The sequence below is a fragment of the Arenimonas sp. genome (assembly GCF_022842045.1).
Lineage (GTDB): Bacteria > Pseudomonadota > Gammaproteobacteria > Xanthomonadales > Xanthomonadaceae > Arenimonas.
In genome coordinates, this window is record NZ_JALHQI010000038.1 from 13,180 (window position 1) to 28,226 (window position 15,047).

A 15,047-nucleotide genomic window follows, 5' to 3' on the forward strand; every position below is an offset into this window, starting at 1 on the left:
CTTTATCTCCTAGAAGTCGCCCGCGAACAGCAGCGGGTACAGCGCAAAGTTGGGGCCGTAGTCGACGCGCGGCGCGGTGATGCGATACAGCGGCGCGCGATACGGCGGTGTGTGCCAGCCGGCCAACGCGGCGATCACCGCGGTCAGCAGCGGGCCGGCGATCTGATGCAGCGCGCCGTCGCGGTGCTGCACGGCGCTGCGCACGGCCATGATCACCGCCCAGCGCTGACGCACCATCTGGCTGGCACCCTGGCGGGCGCGGCCGTCGCCCTCGAGTACTTCATCGCCGTCATAGATGACGAAGGCAAGCGGGCCGACCGCAGTGCGCTCGGCAAGCGCGGCCAGGTCATCGGCGAGCAGCACGCCGCGCAGCGCCGGCACCGCGGTGCGCAGGCGCTCGACGATCAGCGGCGCGGCGCCGAGGTAGTCAGCCGGCAGTGCCATCGAAGGCCTCGCGTCCGAAAGACTTTTGTCCGGTGTTGAAACTCACGCCGCCGCTGGCGGCGACGGGCTTGGCGCCCAGCGCGGTGGCGCCGATCTGGATCTCGCCGGTGGCGACCTTGGACAGGAACTTGACGGCGCCGTCGTAGCGCGCCTTGACCGCCTCGCCGGCCTCGTTGATCTGCAGCCGGTAGCGGGCGATGTCACAGCACAGCAGCGGCAGGTTGGCCGGCACCGGGTCCAGCGGCAGCACGTAGCGGCCGGCCAGATAGCCGTCGATCTCGGCCGAGGCATCGGCCAGCGCGCGCTCGAGCACGGCGTCGACGATGCGGTCGGCGCGGATCTCGCCCTTGTCGGTGAGCTGCACCAGCTCCGCCTCGCTGAAGCGGTCGATCATGTCCTGGCGGGTGGCGTACGGCATGGGGCGGTCGGTCGGTCAGTCTCGAAAAAGCGGCCCGCCGTCGGGAGACTTTGGGCCGCGAGGTGCCTGGTGGTCAGGCAAGGGAGACACGCGGTGCGGGCTACTTCTTCTTGCCCTTGGTGGGGGTGGCGTCGTCGGCAGCGGGCTCGATCGCGTTGGCGGCGATGAGCGGCTCGGCGACGTCGGCGTCGATCTCGATCACGTCACCCGGCAGATACAGCTTGTTGTCGAGGTCGACGCGGGTCTTGATGAGGAACTTCTTGGTGGCCATTGGCGGCTCCGTGTGTTGGGTGATCTGGTCGGCGGCTAACTGGGCGGCTATCCGGCGGGCGCGCCTCGATCCAGGTGGCTCGGGGGCAGGCAGACCGCCGGTCCGCCTTGCCCTGTCACAGCCCTACTCGCTCTCTCGGGGTGTATCCGGTTACGCGACCGCGTTCTCGAAGAAGTAGCTGACGCCCGGCGCGACGACGAGCTCCTTCTCGCGCTGGCCGACGCGAACGGTCTGGCCGCCGTTGTAGCCGCGCTTCTCGTCGGGGATGTTGCCGGCCATGACGCTGCCCCAGCGGCCGGTGTAGCCGAAGGTGACGCCGGCCTGCGGACCGGCGGCGCGGTCGCGGTAGAGGAACGTGGCGTGCTTGCCCCACACGCGGCTCATGCTGACCGCCTGGCCCTTCTTGGCGGTGTTGACGAAGCCGGCGCCGACGTGCACGCCCTGCAGCTCGAAGAAGTCGGCGAACTCCTGGCGACTGACCTGGCCGGCGCCCTGGGCGGTGCCCTTGATCGCCTGCACCAGCTTGGGATGGCGGCGTAGCTTGGTCCAGGTGACCTGGCCGAAGACGGCGATGTTCGGCCGCATGATGGGCACGTCCAGCGCGTCGCCGATGGCGGCGACCGGGTCGCTGTTGACCGGGTCGGACCACTGGCTGTTGCCGGCCAGCACCACGCGGTTGGCCGCCGGGTAGGTGGCCTGCGCGAACACCAGGTTGGCCACGCGGATCTCGCGCGCCAGCTGCATCAGGTTGCGCAGGTACATCGTGGCCGTGCCCATCGGGTCCACGCCCTGGTTGTCGGCCTCGAGGTCCTCGTTGGGAATGAAGTCATCGAGCGCGTAGTCGACCACCTTGTCCTGCACTTCGGTGGCCAGGAACTCGACTTCGTTCGGGTAGCTCTTGCGACCGACCTTGACGTCGGGCACCGAGTAGCCCTGCGCCAGGTCGTAGCTGAGCCACTTGAACTCCTGCGCCACGGGCGTGGGCGGCAGCACATCGTCGGCGATGAGGGCGACGTCGGGGTTGCGGTACGCGAGCGCGATGGCGGTCAGCGTCGGGTTGATCGGGAACGGGCGGATCATCGAAAGGTCTCCTGGCTACGGCGCGAAGGTGGGGAGGTGAGCTGGATCAGCCCTGGAACGTGCCCGGCACGACCAGCACCGGAATGACGTCACCGCTGACGCCGCTGGCCAGCGCGCGACCGATGACGCCGTTGTTGGTGCCGGCCGCCGGCGCAGCGGCGACCCCCTGACCACTGGCGTTGCTGGTGACCGGACCACCGCGGGTGATGCCGCCGCCGATCTTGACCTCGGCGATGCCGGCCATGACGACGTCGCAGCGCTCGCCGCTGGCGACATCGAAGCTCTCGACCACGCCGATGTGCGCATCGGCGGCGGCGGCACTGACGACGACGGTGTTGTCGTCAGCGCCGAACTTGACGAGCGAGCCGGCGGGAATGGCGCCGCCGGCGAGGAAGGCTTTGGTCAGCAGTTGGTTGGACACGCGGGTCTCCTGCAGGGTGTGAGGGTGGGCGGCGCGGCTTAGGCGGCGCGCACGTGGTTGACGGCTTCGACCGCGGTGACCAGGCGGCCGGCCTTGGCCTGCTCGTCGATGTAGGCGGTGGCCTTCAGCGCGATGGCCTGGGCGTCGTCGGCGCCGCCGGCGGGGCGATTGCCACCCGACTGCGTGCCGCCGAGTGCCGGCACGACCGGCGCGGTTTCGAGGTAGGTCTTCAGGCCTTCGACGGTGAGGCTGCGCGCCCACTTCTCTTGCGCGGGGAGCAGCTTGCCGGCCTTCAGTGCAGCGGTGACGGTCTCATCCATGTCGCGGGCCGCCAGCTGCGCCTTGAGCGAGGAGACCTCGGTCTGTAGCGCCTTCATGGCAGTCAAGCCTTCTCCTTCGGTGCCGCTATGGCGTGCCTTGAGTGCAGAAACTTCACCTTCAGCCGTGGCCAGCTTCTGCCGAAGAGACTCGGCTTCGTCGGACTTGGTCTTGAGCGAAGCGACCGCGGTGAGCGCGGTCTCTTCGGTGGCGTCGGCGGCGAGGCCGACAGCGGCGAGCAGCTTCTGGAGAAGCGGATTCATGGTCGAGGTCTCCTGGGAGGCCGCCGCGAAGCGGGCGGCAATGCGATCCGCCACGTCGGCCATGCCGTCGAGCGCGGGGAAATTGACGAGGGCGGCGTGCAGCACCTCGAGGATGCGGTCATCCGCCTTGCGGGCGGAGAAGACCGGCGAGATGAAGCGGTACTCGCCCGCCTCGATCATCTGCTTGGCGCGCGCGGTCCACTGCACGTCGGTGGCGAACAGGCCCTGGCCTGCGCGCCACTCGAACTGCGTGGCCCAACCGGCGGCGGGCGCGGGCTGGCCGTTGGTCTCGGCGTTGAGCGTCTGGTGCTCGTAGTCGATCACGAGCGGGGTCTTGCGGCTGTTCAGGGCCTGCGCGAGACGCTCGCCATCGGCATCACCGAGCTTCCACTTGCGGCCGGGCCCCGGCCGACCATCGCGCGCAGCAAAGTCCCCTGCAGGAAGCAGCCGCACCGCCGCCGCCGCGGTGGCGGCGTGCAGGCAGGCGAACAGGGCGACGGATGGAAGGGCGCGATGCATGACGCCGCGCAGTGTGGGCAGCGACCCCCTGCAGGTCTTTTTCGCGCGGGCGAAAAACAAACGCCGCGGGGTTCAGGCCGCGGCGCTGGGTGAGGTTATGGCCTGAGGCGGGCGGCGCGTCAAGCGGCCTGGCGTGGCACGCGTGGCCGCGGCGCGCGGAACAGGCGCACCCGATGAAACCACGCCTGCGTCGGGAACGGCCAGTCCTCGACCGGCACGTTGAGCAGCGCGCGATCGCCATCGACAGCGACGCAGCAGCCGCGATGGCGCGAGACCAGACGGCGCGGCCCGCTCTTGAGCAGGAAGCCGTACCACTGGTCGACGCGCAGCTCGACCTCTTTGCGTTTCTGGCCCATCAGTCGAACAACCCGTCGAGATGTTTCTGCAGCAGCTGCAGGATGGCGTCGCGATCGGCGTTGCCGAGGCGGCCGCTTTCCCAGTCGGCGGTGAGCAGCGCGCGGCGCGGCATCCGGACCGCGCCTTTCTTGGTCTTGGTGCCGGTCTCGTGGTACTGCGCATAGGGCATGGAAAAACCCACTTCCACCGCGTTGGGCAGGACGTTGGTGGCGAGCGAGGCGCGCATCAGGCCGGTGCGCTCGAGCAGCGTGCCGCGGCGCTTGCCCTTGCCGTCGATGACCCCGTCCTGCTTCAAGTAAAGCGCGACCGTGTTCTGCGACAGCGCCTTCCAGCTGGTGCCATTGGGATCGACCTTGCGATCGAAGCGGATGTTGATGCGGCGCTCGAGCACGGCGCCGACCTGGCTGAGCAGCGTGTCGCCGCTCAACTTGGCGGCAGCGCGGCTGAGCTTGTAGTTGAGCTCGGCGTCGTCGACGACGATGGTGAAGCGGTCCTTCATCGCCTGCCCTTCACGGCCGTTCCAGCAGCGGGCCCAGGCGCGCATCACGCAGCGCCTGCTCGCGCGGCATGCGGCGCAGGCCGCTCAGCTCGAGCCGGCGGCCCATGCGCGTGACGCGCGCGGCGGTGACGATGCCGCCCTCCTCGAGGACGAACAGCAGGCTGCGCGAGCCGTCGACGACCGAGCGGCCGCGCTCGAAGGCGTCTTGCGCCCAGCCGTAGTCGGCGGCGGTCAGTCCGGGCCCGGCCTGCACGCCGGCCTCGGTCAGGCGCACCACGCGCGCGGGGCTGCGCAGGCGACGCGACTCGGCACGGCCGAGCAGGCCGACGGCGAAGTCGTTGCCCTGCGGCTGCGCGAGGTAGCGCTGAAACAGGCGGCCGGCGACCAGCTCGCGCACCGCGCGGGCGCTGACGTCGGCTGGCCAGGTGGCGAGCTTTTCGGTGGCGGCCTCGCTGGTGGCGCGCATGGCGGCCTTGCCGGCGTTGTAGGCAAAGCCGGGATCCACGCCGCGCGGCACGCGCGTGACCTCGCCGGTGCGGCGGTTGACGAACGGGCGGGTCACCACCGGCGGCGCGGTGGTCTTGATGCCGAAGCCCGCGGCGGCCAGTTCGTCCAGGCCGGCCTGGTCGATCGCGTAGGCGGTGCAGCGGCAGCGCCAGCCGTTGGGCGGGTAGTGGGTGTCCCAGAACGGATGATCGACCGGCAGCGCCAGGCCATGCCACGGCGCGTGGGTGGCGCGCACGCGCTCGTCGCGCATGGTGCGGTAAAGGACGAAGGGGTTGACCGCCTTGTTGCGCTCGATGCGCTTCCAGCGGCCGGCGGCGTGCGCCTGGCGCACGTTGGTGTCGAAGATCAGCTGCAGGCGGGCGGCGTCAAACGTGGTGCGGCCGACCTCGCCGGTGGCCTTGTCGATCACCTCGCGCGTGCCCCACCAGCCGGCGCGGCGCAGGCGCGGCTCGATCTCGTTGGCGAACTGATCCATCGTGCGGCCCTCGGCGATCGCGCGGTCGAGCTCTTTGCGGATGGCTTCCAGCAGATCGGTGCGGGCGAGCTTGGCCACGGTGAAGCGGGTGGCGTGCTCCTGCTGCCAGACGTCCTGCCAGCTGAACGAGGGCGAAATGAGGTTGCGCTGGCGAAAAGCGTCGATCGCGTCTTGCGGTGCGATGACGCCGAGGCGAAAGCCGGGGGGCAGCGGAGTGGGCATGGCTTACCCGGCGAAGTGCTTGGACCAGATGCGCTCGATCACCGCCAGGCGCTTGTCGGTCAGCGTGGCGGTGTGCTCGCCCTGCTGCGTGGCCAGGCCGATGTCATGCACGAAGTTCGCCTCCCACGCGGTGAGGTCCTTCTCGGTGAGCCCCTGCAGCTGCTTGATCTTGGTGCCGACGGAGACCATGCGTCACTCATGTCGGTTGAGTGAAAGATCCGCCTCGCCAGCCAGGCGGGCGACGAAGGCGGCGCGGGCGAGCGTCTCGGCCAGCTTGTCGGCGGGCACACGCGGCAGCAGTTCGGCCAGGCGGGCCTTGAGCTGCTCGACGGTGGCGCCGTCGGCGGCGGCGGCGCGCACCTCGGCCATGATCGGCTCGAGCATCTGCTCGACCGCCGGCTGCCAGTCGCCGAGGGCCTCGTCGACCAGGTCATCGAGCGCGTCGCGCGCGGGCGCGATCGGCGGCGTCTGGGTGGCCAGCGCGTGGCGCACGCGGGCGTCGATGCGCTCTTCTTCGGCGCGCGCGTCGGCCGGTCGGCGCGCGCCAGGCAGTGCGCCCTGGCCCGGTGCCTGCGGCGGCGGCGCGCTCATCACCGCCTCGCCGTCGACCGGCTCGGGGATGCGCAGCTTCTTGGTGATGTAGCTGATCGGGATCCTGACGCCGGCCGCCGCCAGCTTGGGGTAGTGGGTGGCATAGGCGGTCACGTCCTCGGGCTCGAAGACGTCGAACTCGAAGCGCGGACAGCGGTGCGGCGGCAGCTGGCCACCGGGAAAGTTGATCGCCAGCAGCGGGAAGTTCAGATCGCGCGTGAGGGTGGCGGCGACCTGCTTGGCGTCGGCCTTGCGGATGTCCAGCCGCACCTCGTTGTGCACGGTGCCCAGTGCGTGGCTGCCCTTGTTGCCGGCGTCGGCAGTCAGGGTCTGGCCGAGGATCGCCTTGCTGATGCTGGCTTCGGCCCAGCGCACCATCGCCAGGAACGGGCCCTCGGTGCCGTCGGCGGCCTTCTGGAAGTCCAGCGCCATGCCGGCGGGCATGATGCCGCCGGCGTTGTGACCGAGGTTGACCACCGCAGCGAGCAGCGCCGCCTTCTCGGCCTCGCTGGCGCCCATCGGGTACTTGCCCACGCGCATCGGCAGGCCGTAGATCTCCAGGAACTCGGCCAGATCGCGCACGCCGTAGTTCTTGAACAGGTACGGCCAGGCGAGCACGCGGTGCAGGCCGGCGCGGCTCAGGTACCCGCTCTTGGCCTTGTGCACGTGAGTGATCCAGCCGAACGGCCACAGCGCGTCGCCGTCGGGCGCCTTGCTGCGCAGGCGCAGCTGGCGGCGGGTGGCGCGGTCGAGCATGAACCAGCTCTGCGGCTGCAGCGTCACGCGGCGGGGCAGCTGCAGGCCGTCGACCAGGCCCCACTCGATCTCCAGGCACGCAAAGCCCTTGCCGACCGCGTCCATCATGTCGAGCAGCGTGTCCTCGAGCTCGGTGATGCCCTGGTAGGCCTCGCGCAGGAACTCGGTGGCGGCCTTCTCGCGGGCGTCGGCGTTGGGCGGCTCGACGATGCTCCAGTCCACGGTGAGCAGCGCGCCGCGGCGCTTCATCATCTCGGCGTACAGATGGGCGTCGCGCTCTTCCATGTCCTCGAACAGCTCCATCTGCTCGATCAGGCTGCCCAGCTCGGCGTCGGACATGATCCGCTGCAGCTTGGCCGGGGTCAGCCCGCGCGCCGGGTGACGGGCGAACTCGCCCTGCAGGTGGGCGAGCTCGGGGCGCGAGGTCTGCGGCTCGGAGAGGACGGCGGCGTCGATCGGCTGGCCGGTGGCGTCGAGGATGCGGGGCATGTTCAGATTCCTCCCTTGCGGGGAATGGCGAGATCCAGCTGCGAGTACTCGTCTTCGTCATCGCGGCCGGGCGCGGGGGTCCAGCCGATGGCATTGACCTGGCGGCTCATCGCGTACTGCGCGAGGAACAGCGCGATGGCGAAGTCGCCGTGGCGGGTGAGCTTGGGCCCGTCGTCGCCGGCGGCGCGCTGCTTCTCGGCGCCCAGCTTGGGCACGCCCTTGATCACCCGCAGGGCGCGCAGGTCATCGCGGCATTCCTGATCGCGCGGCAGGTCGGTGAGGGTGGCGTCCTGCAGCCCGGCCTTGAGCTTGGGCATGTGCTGCAGGTAGAACGCGTCGTTGAGCTTGACCTGCTCGATGACCTCGACGCCGTAGCGGTTGGCGGCGTACTCGGCCAGCGCCGCGCCGTTGCCGGTGGCGTCCATCGCGCCACCGCGGAAGCGCGGAAGCGCATCGCAGATGGCGAACAGGATCTGCTCCTGCTGGCGAAACGGGCAGTTGCGCAGCTCCACCACCAGTTTCACGCGGTTGGTCAGGTCGCGGTCCTGCCCGAGCACGGTGATGACGGTCAGGTCGGCGACGCGGCCGAAGTCCTCGCCGATCACGTGCACCTGGTCGGTGGCCAGCGCGGCCAGGTGCGGGCGCACCTCCTCGGCCAGCCAGCCGGCCACGGCGAGGCGGCGGATCTCGTCGGGCAGGCGGCCGAAGTCGTCGTCCCACTTGCCGCGCACGATCGGCGTGGTGGCCACCATGCGCTGCTCGATCAGCGCCAGGCTCAGATACGCGCCGCCGGACTGGCTGGGGATGGCATCGAGCTCCTCGGCCGCGTCGTCACCGTAGAACTTGTAGGCCTCGGCCACCCAGGCGGCCTCGCTCTCGGGGGACCATGCGCGCCGCTTGCGCAGGCACACTCGGCGGTACAGGCCCTCTCCGACCGCCAGGCGGAACGGGATCCGGTGGACCGTGGCGCCGGCGCCGCGCTTGCCGGCGCGCACCTCCTGGATTAGCTCGTTGAAGGCGTTCTCCGTGCCCTCATGAGTGCTGATGATCATCACGCGGTCGCCCCACAGCAGCATGGCCAGCGCCGCCTTGAGCATGGCGCCGAGATCCTGATGGAAGGCGGCCTCGTCGATCACGATGCGGCCCTGCTTGCCGCGCAGGTTGCTCGGCCGGCTGGTGAGCGCGGTGCAGCGGCGGCCGGTCTGCGGAAAGGTGACCTCGAAGGTCTTGATGTTGCGGCCCTCGCCGTCGTCCCACACGCCCTCGCCGATCTGACCGGCCGCCAGGTCGAAGGCCTTGGCCCACATGGCGACCGCCTCGATGTACTCGCGCGCCATGTCCTGGTTGGCCGAGATATAGAAGGTGCTGCTGCCGCCGGCGGTGGCGGCCTCGAGCGCGTCGTCGGCGGCCTGCGCCCAGGTCAGACCGACGCGGCGGCCCTTCTCGGCGATCTTGAGCTGCGACTTGTCGGCGATCCAGCGTTGCTGGTACGGCAGCAGCGCGGGCGGCGGCGCGTTGGCGTCAACCGGGTCGGACGCGGCCGGTTTGAGGTGCTCGGAAAAATCGGCCGCCACAACCGCCGCGGCCGATTTTGGCCCCGGTCCTACGCGGGCGGGGGCGATCGTCGATCCTGCGGCGTCTGGACGGCCTTGGCGCGGCTTTTTGCGCGCCGGGGTGGCCGGGCTTTTGGGGCGGAGGGTCATGCCGGCAGCAACGTCAGGTCGGAATGCCGAGGATCGCGGCGCGGATCTGGGCGGCGGCGGACTCGCTCAGGCCGCCCTTGCGCGCCAGGCTCTCGGCCTTGGCGGCGGCAGACTCGGCGCGGGCACGCACCTCGACCATCCATTTCTTCTGCGCCACGCTGGCGCGGGTGCTCTCGGTGATGGCCTTGCCGGCCTTGGCCAGGAGCTTGACGCGCTCGGCCGGATCGTCGGTGGCGTCGGCCTGGCGCAGGTCGATCAGCACCTGGAACAGCTCGGTCTGCACCAGCGCCAGCACGGCGGCGGGCAGATCGCCGGCGTCGTCCTTGACCGAGGCGGCGAGCGCACGCGCGCCTTCGGTGGCGTCCTTGACTGCCTGCAGGCGCGCCTCGAGCGCGCTGCCGTAGCGGTGCAGCGAACTCTTGCTGACGCTGTAACCGCGCTCGGCCAGCGCGGCGGCGAGCGCCTCGTAGCCGCCGAACTGGTTGTCGAGCAGGACGCGATCGACGAACTGGCGCGCGTCGTCGGGCAGCGCCTTGATGCTGGATCGGCGGGCCACGGCGGCTACCAGTACTTGGCCGGGCGGGCGATGCCCGGATCCACCGGCACGGTGTACTCGACGACGTCGACGCCGTCGCGCGTGAGCTCGGCATGCCACTGCGGCGACTCGCGCCCGGCGATGCTGATCAGCTGCCGATCGGCCAGGTAGTCCATCTCGCGCCGCAGCTCGTGCGCGGTGACCGGCTGCGGCACCTGGGCGATGACGGACAGGATCAGGCCCTCGGAGGCGCCCAGCGGGCGTGCCTTGTCGAGGGTGAGCAGGATCAGCCAGCGCAGCGTCTCGCGGCGGGCTTTTTCAAGGTCGATCATGGGGCGTTCCTCGGCTTGGAGTTGGCTTCCAGCTGGGTGACCAGGCGCGTGAGCAGCTCGATGCGGGCGTGCAGCGCGTCCAGCTTGGCCTGGGTGACGGTCTGGTCGCGGATGGCGTCTTCGCGGCGCACGTACTCGCGCAGCATCTCTTCCTTGATCGCGGCCTGGCCGCGTTCAAGGGTGCGCAACTCTTTTTCGACGTCGGCAAAGCTGCGGTCCAGCCGCTTGCGCATCTCGTCGGCGGCCTTGTCCTCGGCGATGTGGCGCTCGTTCAGGCGTTTCTCGAACTGGGTGACGAAGCCCTTGATCAGCACGTGGCCGACCTTGAGCAGCACCCCACCGAAGCCGCCGAGCAGAGCCAGCAGCGCAAGCACGAACGACCACAAATCAAGCTGGAACTGCACGGTGGATCCTCAGGCGGCGCGGATGGGAAGGAGTGCGGCGCGCACGCGCCGCTGGCCATTGGCCAGGGTGGCGACGCAGCGCAGCTTGTAGGTGTTGCCGTCGATGCCGCCCTGCACCAGCTGCAGGACGTCGGCGCCGTCGATCGCCAGCGCGCCGACGAGCATGGCGGCGGGGGCAGCATCGGTGCCCTGCACGCAGCTGACGCTGACCACGGCCGAGACCACGGTGCTGCCGGCCAGCTCGGCCAGGAAGTCGAAGGCGAAGACGAACGACTCTTCGCTGTCTTTGTCTGGCAGCTGCGGGCTCATGCGGCGACTCGGTAGATGCGCGCGGGGCGCGTGACTCGGTACTCGCGCGCCGGGCGCGCCAGGCGGCGCAGCGGGATGGCGCCATCGATGGCGGAGGTGAGCGCCCCGCCGGCCAGCGCCTGCGCCAGCGCGGCGCCGGTGAAGTCGATCGACACGGTGAGGCCACCGGCCGCCGCGGCCTGCGCCAGGCTGGCGCCGGCAAGCGATGGCGCCTGCACCTGCAGCGTGCCGCCGCCGAGGGCGATGCCGGCCACAGCGCCGGCGATCGACAGGGAGAGCGACAGCGCGGCTGCCGGCGTGGCGCGCCCCAGCACCGCACCGGACAGGTCCGCGCTGCCGCTCGTAGACAGATTGGCGGCCACCAGCGCCTGGCTGAGCGCGGCGGCCGAGATGTGCACCTGGATCTGCAGCACGCCGGCCGGCGTGCTGCGCGCGGCGGCACCACCGGCCAGATCCACCACGCCCTGCGGCGTGACCTCGAGCGCGCCGGCGGCCCCGGCGATGCTGACGCTCGCACCGGCCAGCGGCTTGCCGATGCTGGTGCTGCCGGCCACCGCGACCGCGGCGGCGGACAGGCCCTGCAGCGGCAACGCCTGACCGAGCGTGCCCTGGACGGCAGCGGCCGCCTGCGCGCTGGCCGCCAGCGGCTTGACCACCGCGACCTGGCCGGCGACCACGCTGGTGCCGGCACTGCCGCCGGCGAACGGAATGACGACCGCCAGGTTGCCGGCCGGCGTGCTGCGGCTGAGGCTGGCGGCGATCAGCGTGGCGACGACAGTGAGCCCGCCGCCGACCACGCTGGCCGCGACGGCGGCGCCCGACGGGGCCTTGCCGAGAGAGAGGGCGGCGGCGACGGAGGCGGTGGCGGCGGCTGTACCAGCCAGGTTGTGCGTGGTGCCGCCAGACAGCTCCTCGAGATAGCCATCAACCGCGGCGTCGCCATCGACGAGGCTGTAGTCGGTGTCATCGTCGACGAGGAACAGATCGCCGGCGCCGCGAGCGAATTCAGCGGCGGCGTTGGCGCTGCCGGTGGCAGCGCCAACCAGACCTTTACCCACAGACACGGCACCTGCGACCGTGGCACCGCCGACCGCTGCGCCTTGCAGGCCCCCGGTCGCCGTGAGGTCGCCCGTGGCCGAAGCGCTGCCCGCCGCCGCACCTTCCAGGTCTTTGTTTGACCCGCCGCCGCCCGCGTCCTTGAGAACGACGATCGCGCCCGCCCACTCCGACGACGTGCCGGACGTAATCGACGCCGACTGCGCGGCGATGGCCGTGATGTTGCGATAAAAGACGCTGTACGGCTGGTAGGTCGCGCTGTCGTCTAGCAGCCCGATACTTGTAAAGCCGCTTGGCGTTGACATCGTCGGGACGTTCGTCGCCGACAGAATGCCCACTACAAAGTTGTTCGCCTGCGCGGGCGCTGCCGTGGTGCCCGTGTTGTAAGCACCGCTACTGTTGCCCGTGTTGCTGGCCGCCACGTCAAACGACGTGGCGTCGAGCCCGGACACTTCAAGAATGATGGCCGATATGAACTGGCCCCCGCCTCCCGACGACGAGACGGTGACCGTAGTGGCGCCACCCGTGGCGCTCTCGCACACAGCAATAGCGGTTCGGCAGGTGGCCGTTGCGGGGCTTGCTCTCGTCGTCCATGTACCGCCGCCGGAAGCCGTCAGCGTCCCATCGCTGCCGGTTGAGTAGGTGGTCATTAAGGCGACCAACTTGTTCCCAGGCGTGGGGTTCGCGTCGAGCGTGATGGCGACCGATGCGCCCGGAGAAGTGCCCCCGAATTTTGACTGGACGATGGAGCCCATCAGGCAGCATCCAGCACGAGGACACGCTCACCGCCCGAGGCGATCGACTGCGTGCCGGTGTTTGCAAACGGCGACCCGCTCACTGCGCTGAACGTGCCGGCCGTGGGGTCATACAGACGCGCTCGAACACTGCTCGGCGCCAGTGCGCTCATCACCACCGTGACGCTTTGCGACGCCGGGATGTAGACCATCGCAAAGCTGCCATCGCTGGCCCGCGCCGGACACACGCGCGAACCGTCGGCACCAAGCGAACTACTAACCAGCGACGTGTTCTGTTGCGGCACCAGCTTCCACCACTCGTACTGCGTGAGCAGTGTCTTGACGTGAACCATTTGGGCGCGCGCCGTGGCCGCCAGCTGCGTCGTCCAGTCCGTCGCGTCGATCACGGGCGAAGAGAACGCCCACAGCCCGGAATGGCCGTACACCTGCCCAGGCGAGCCAGACAGCACCGCCTGCCACGCGCACGCGCGGCACGTTTGCGCACTGGCGCTGCCCTCGTATTGCCCCTCAAACCACAGCGCCGGCTTGACAGGCGCAGCGTCGTAAGAAGTTTGCACGAAGCTATACGGCCAGCCGCCATACACCGGCCAGTAGTAGATCAAGTCCAGGTCGGTGTAAGTCGCTGACCAAAATTCGCGCGTGCGCGAGCTGGTGGTGCCGTGGCCGCTAAAAATCGCCGCCGGCTGCACCGCCTTGATCGCGCTAAAAATGTTGAGCTGCTTGGTTTGCTCGGCGCCGGTGATGCTCTTGTCGCCAGCGCCAACCCAAATGATGTTGCCCTGCGTGTAGCGCGTGCCGAGGAACGTGCCGTAAGCCTGCAGATCGGCGTCGCTCTCGGCGAGGTATTCATCATCCCAGCCCTCGTCGCGGTCCGGATAACCGGAGTACGCGGGGAAGGCCAGCACCATGATGCCGCGCGCCAGGCAGCCATCGATGATGTAATCAACGTGGCTCCAGAAAGCCTCGACCGGCGTAGCCCAGTCCACTGGCGACATGGGTGAGAAGGGCGCCTCACCATAGGCGTTGAGGTGCCGCGGCGTCTGGCTGGTGGCGTAACGCTCGATCAGCTCGACAACCAGCGTGTTGAACCCACGCGTCTGGCAATCGTTTAGGTAGGTATCGACCTCGGCCTGATCAAGCTGGTTGCAGATCGACCACGCCGTATCGCCGTGAATCAGAAACGGCGTGCCGTTGGCCTGCTTGAGGTAACGCCCGCTGGCGTCGATCTGCAGCGGAAACACCGAGCCCCCGCCAGCCTTCGGCAGCGCCGCATCGGCGCGCGTGGCGGCCGTGGGGTACGAGCGCAGGCGCGGCACGGCTTACGTCCAGCGGTCGCCCAGCGGCGCGAGGTTCATGCAGAACAGGTCGTGATCCAGGTTGCGCGCGGCCGCGGTGAGCGTGTGCACCAGCGTGCCCACGTTACCGACGGTGGTAGGCAGGTTGGTGCTGTGCTCGAACGCCAGCGCGCCGTTTTTCAGAAACTGCACATTGCCGTTTTGCTTGCGGATGATCTGGAAGTCGTACCAGGTGGCGGCAGCGACGTCGGCGCCGGTGTCGGCATTGGTCGTGCTGTTGCTGGCCTGGCGCGTGGTGAATCGCCACTTGGCGCTGGTGGCCGGCACGTACTCGACGAACGCGCCGGCGCTGCCAAGCGAGCCGGCGGCGGCGTCGGCCAGGTCGACGCCAAAGCCGAGCTTGATCGCCAGCGTGGTGATGGTGGGAATGGCCACCAGGAACCGCATGCGCGCGATCTCGGTGGGCAGAATGACCGCGCTGTTGGCGGCACTGCCGAAGTGCAGGCGCGTGCTGTTGCCGCTGGTCGTGCCACTGGCCGAGCGCAGCACGCCGGGGTGCTTGGCGGTCGATGTCTGAAACGCGGGCGCGCCAGGCGTGCCGGCTGCGCTCATCGTCCAACCCGCCTCACCGATCGAGCCGGCGCTGGTGGCGACCGTGGCCGACAGGCTGGAGCCGAGGAACTCGGCAGCAATGTCGCAGGCGTCGGCAACGATCGGCCGCTTATCGTAGATCTGCGCGTTGCCGATCGCGGTGTCGGCCGCGGGCACGTAGACCTGCGCCAGGCTGATCGAGTTGGCGGGGATCGCCGGCGAGACCGGCTTTGCCGCGGCGGTGCCGGCCACTACGCTGACGGCGCCATTCCAGTCGCAGCAGACCAGGTCGATGCGGTCGAGCGTGGCGTGCGCGGTGGTGATGGTCGGGCTGGCGGCGCTGACGAAGCAAAAAAACCCGGCGATGCGAATCATGCCGGCGGCCACCGCCACGGTCATGTTGGGTGTGCCCTGCGCGGCCACACCCAGGCCGCTCA

At 69.7% G+C, this 15,047-nt stretch carries 19 protein-coding genes; all 19 read right to left on the reverse strand.

The annotated features are described in order from the left end of the window. Nucleotides 1-9: 9 nt before the first annotated feature. The gene (locus Q0C12_RS09350; protein ID WP_290889381.1) at nucleotides 10-444 is read right to left on the reverse strand and encodes a hypothetical protein; all 435 of its coding nucleotides are present in this window, start codon (nucleotides 442-444) and stop codon (nucleotides 10-12) included. After that, nucleotides 428-862, reverse strand: a complete 435-nt coding sequence (locus Q0C12_RS09355; protein ID WP_290889384.1) for a DUF1320 domain-containing protein — start codon at nucleotides 860-862, stop codon at nucleotides 428-430. The genes Q0C12_RS09350 and Q0C12_RS09355 overlap by 17 nt, the downstream gene beginning before the upstream one ends. A gap of 100 nt (nucleotides 863-962) precedes the next feature. Beyond that, the gene (locus tag Q0C12_RS09360) at nucleotides 963-1,133 is read right to left on the reverse strand and encodes a hypothetical protein (protein WP_290889387.1); all 171 of its coding nucleotides are present in this window, start codon (nucleotides 1,131-1,133) and stop codon (nucleotides 963-965) included. A 150-nt stretch (nucleotides 1,134-1,283) separates the two neighbouring features. Continuing rightward, a complete protein-coding gene (locus Q0C12_RS09365; RefSeq protein ID WP_290889390.1) occupies nucleotides 1,284-2,213 on the reverse strand; it encodes a major capsid protein in 930 nt (309 codons plus the stop codon). A gap of 46 nt (nucleotides 2,214-2,259) precedes the next feature. Then, nucleotides 2,260-2,634, reverse strand: coding sequence for a capsid cement protein (locus Q0C12_RS09370; protein WP_290889393.1), 375 nt, complete (start codon nucleotides 2,632-2,634; stop codon nucleotides 2,260-2,262). 38 nt (nucleotides 2,635-2,672) lie between these two features. Then, nucleotides 2,673-3,734, reverse strand: coding sequence for a phage protease (locus tag Q0C12_RS09375; protein ID WP_290889396.1), 1,062 nt, complete (start codon nucleotides 3,732-3,734; stop codon nucleotides 2,673-2,675). 119 nt (nucleotides 3,735-3,853) lie between these two features. Next, nucleotides 3,854-4,090, reverse strand: coding sequence for a hypothetical protein (locus Q0C12_RS09380; RefSeq protein ID WP_290889399.1), 237 nt, complete (start codon nucleotides 4,088-4,090; stop codon nucleotides 3,854-3,856). Further along, a complete protein-coding gene (locus tag Q0C12_RS09385) occupies nucleotides 4,090-4,635 on the reverse strand; it encodes a phage virion morphogenesis protein (RefSeq protein ID WP_290889402.1) in 546 nt (181 codons plus the stop codon). Before Q0C12_RS09385 ends, Q0C12_RS09380 begins: the two co-directional genes overlap by 1 nt. Next, on the reverse strand, nucleotides 4,601-5,794 hold the full coding sequence (locus Q0C12_RS09390; RefSeq protein WP_290889405.1) for a phage minor head protein: 1,194 nt from the start codon (nucleotides 5,792-5,794) through the stop codon (nucleotides 4,601-4,603). The genes Q0C12_RS09385 and Q0C12_RS09390 overlap by 35 nt, the downstream gene beginning before the upstream one ends. Before the next feature lie 3 nt (nucleotides 5,795-5,797). Beyond that, the gene (locus Q0C12_RS09395) at nucleotides 5,798-5,983 is read right to left on the reverse strand and encodes a hypothetical protein (RefSeq protein ID WP_290889408.1); all 186 of its coding nucleotides are present in this window, start codon (nucleotides 5,981-5,983) and stop codon (nucleotides 5,798-5,800) included. Nucleotides 5,984-5,986: 3 nt separating this feature from the next. After that, nucleotides 5,987-7,630 carry a DUF935 domain-containing protein gene (locus tag Q0C12_RS09400; protein ID WP_290889410.1) on the reverse strand — a complete coding sequence of 548 codons (1,644 nt, stop codon included), beginning with the start codon at nucleotides 7,628-7,630 and terminating at the stop codon, nucleotides 5,987-5,989. A 2-nt stretch (nucleotides 7,631-7,632) separates the two neighbouring features. Then, complete coding sequence (locus tag Q0C12_RS09405; protein WP_290889413.1) at nucleotides 7,633-9,204, reverse strand: hypothetical protein; 1,572 nt, start codon at nucleotides 9,202-9,204, stop codon at nucleotides 7,633-7,635. A gap of 142 nt (nucleotides 9,205-9,346) precedes the next feature. Next, entirely contained in the window at nucleotides 9,347-9,889 is a 543-nt protein-coding gene (locus tag Q0C12_RS09410) for a phage protein Gp27 family protein (RefSeq protein WP_290889416.1), read from the reverse strand. A 5-nt stretch (nucleotides 9,890-9,894) separates the two neighbouring features. Beyond that, nucleotides 9,895-10,200: a hypothetical protein gene (locus tag Q0C12_RS09415; RefSeq protein WP_290889419.1), complete on the reverse strand. Its 306-nt coding sequence runs from the start codon at nucleotides 10,198-10,200 to the stop codon at nucleotides 9,895-9,897. Then, entirely contained in the window at nucleotides 10,197-10,604 is a 408-nt protein-coding gene (locus Q0C12_RS09420) for a hypothetical protein (RefSeq protein WP_290889421.1), read from the reverse strand. The genes Q0C12_RS09415 and Q0C12_RS09420 overlap by 4 nt, the downstream gene beginning before the upstream one ends. Before the next feature lie 9 nt (nucleotides 10,605-10,613). Continuing rightward, nucleotides 10,614-10,913, reverse strand: coding sequence for a hypothetical protein (locus tag Q0C12_RS09425; RefSeq protein ID WP_290889423.1), 300 nt, complete (start codon nucleotides 10,911-10,913; stop codon nucleotides 10,614-10,616). Then, entirely contained in the window at nucleotides 10,910-12,724 is a 1,815-nt protein-coding gene (locus Q0C12_RS09430; RefSeq protein WP_290889426.1) for a hypothetical protein, read from the reverse strand. Before Q0C12_RS09430 ends, Q0C12_RS09425 begins: the two co-directional genes overlap by 4 nt. Beyond that, nucleotides 12,724-14,040 carry a DUF4038 domain-containing protein gene (locus tag Q0C12_RS09435; protein WP_290889430.1) on the reverse strand — a complete coding sequence of 439 codons (1,317 nt, stop codon included), beginning with the start codon at nucleotides 14,038-14,040 and terminating at the stop codon, nucleotides 12,724-12,726. The genes Q0C12_RS09430 and Q0C12_RS09435 overlap by 1 nt, the downstream gene beginning before the upstream one ends. Nucleotides 14,041-14,043: 3 nt before the next feature. Then, nucleotides 14,044-15,047 (reverse strand): hypothetical protein (locus Q0C12_RS09440; RefSeq protein ID WP_290889433.1); only part of this gene is annotated, 1,004 nt, incomplete at its 5' end.

Bases quoted from the DNA above. Each gene is read 5' to 3' on its own strand.
- Q0C12_RS09395 (WP_290889408.1), bottom strand. From the start codon at position 5,983: ATGGTCTCCGTCGGCACCAAGATCAAGCAGCTGCAGGGGCTCACCGAG.
- Q0C12_RS09350 (WP_290889381.1), bottom strand. From the start codon at position 444: ATGGCACTGCCGGCTGACTACCTCGGCGCCGCGCCGCTGATCGTCGAG.
- Q0C12_RS09360 (WP_290889387.1), bottom strand. From the start codon at position 1,133: ATGGCCACCAAGAAGTTCCTCATCAAGACCCGCGTCGACCTCGACAAC.
- Q0C12_RS09390 (WP_290889405.1), bottom strand. From the start codon at position 5,794: ATGCCCACTCCGCTGCCCCCCGGCTTTCGCCTCGGCGTCATCGCACCG.
- Q0C12_RS09385 (WP_290889402.1), bottom strand. From the start codon at position 4,635: ATGCGCGCCTGGGCCCGCTGCTGGAACGGCCGTGAAGGGCAGGCGATG.
- Q0C12_RS09415 (WP_290889419.1), bottom strand. From the start codon at position 10,200: ATGATCGACCTTGAAAAAGCCCGCCGCGAGACGCTGCGCTGGCTGATC.
- Q0C12_RS09375 (WP_290889396.1), bottom strand. From the start codon at position 3,734: ATGCATCGCGCCCTTCCATCCGTCGCCCTGTTCGCCTGCCTGCACGCC.
- Q0C12_RS09365 (WP_290889390.1), bottom strand. From the start codon at position 2,213: ATGATCCGCCCGTTCCCGATCAACCCGACGCTGACCGCCATCGCGCTC.
- Q0C12_RS09425 (WP_290889423.1), bottom strand. From the start codon at position 10,913: ATGAGCCCGCAGCTGCCAGACAAAGACAGCGAAGAGTCGTTCGTCTTC.
- Q0C12_RS09400 (WP_290889410.1), bottom strand. From the start codon at position 7,630: ATGCCCCGCATCCTCGACGCCACCGGCCAGCCGATCGACGCCGCCGTC.
- Q0C12_RS09380 (WP_290889399.1), bottom strand. From the start codon at position 4,090: ATGGGCCAGAAACGCAAAGAGGTCGAGCTGCGCGTCGACCAGTGGTAC.
- Q0C12_RS09430 (WP_290889426.1), bottom strand. From the start codon at position 12,724: ATGGGCTCCATCGTCCAGTCAAAATTCGGGGGCACTTCTCCGGGCGCA.
- Q0C12_RS09355 (WP_290889384.1), bottom strand. From the start codon at position 862: ATGCCGTACGCCACCCGCCAGGACATGATCGACCGCTTCAGCGAGGCG.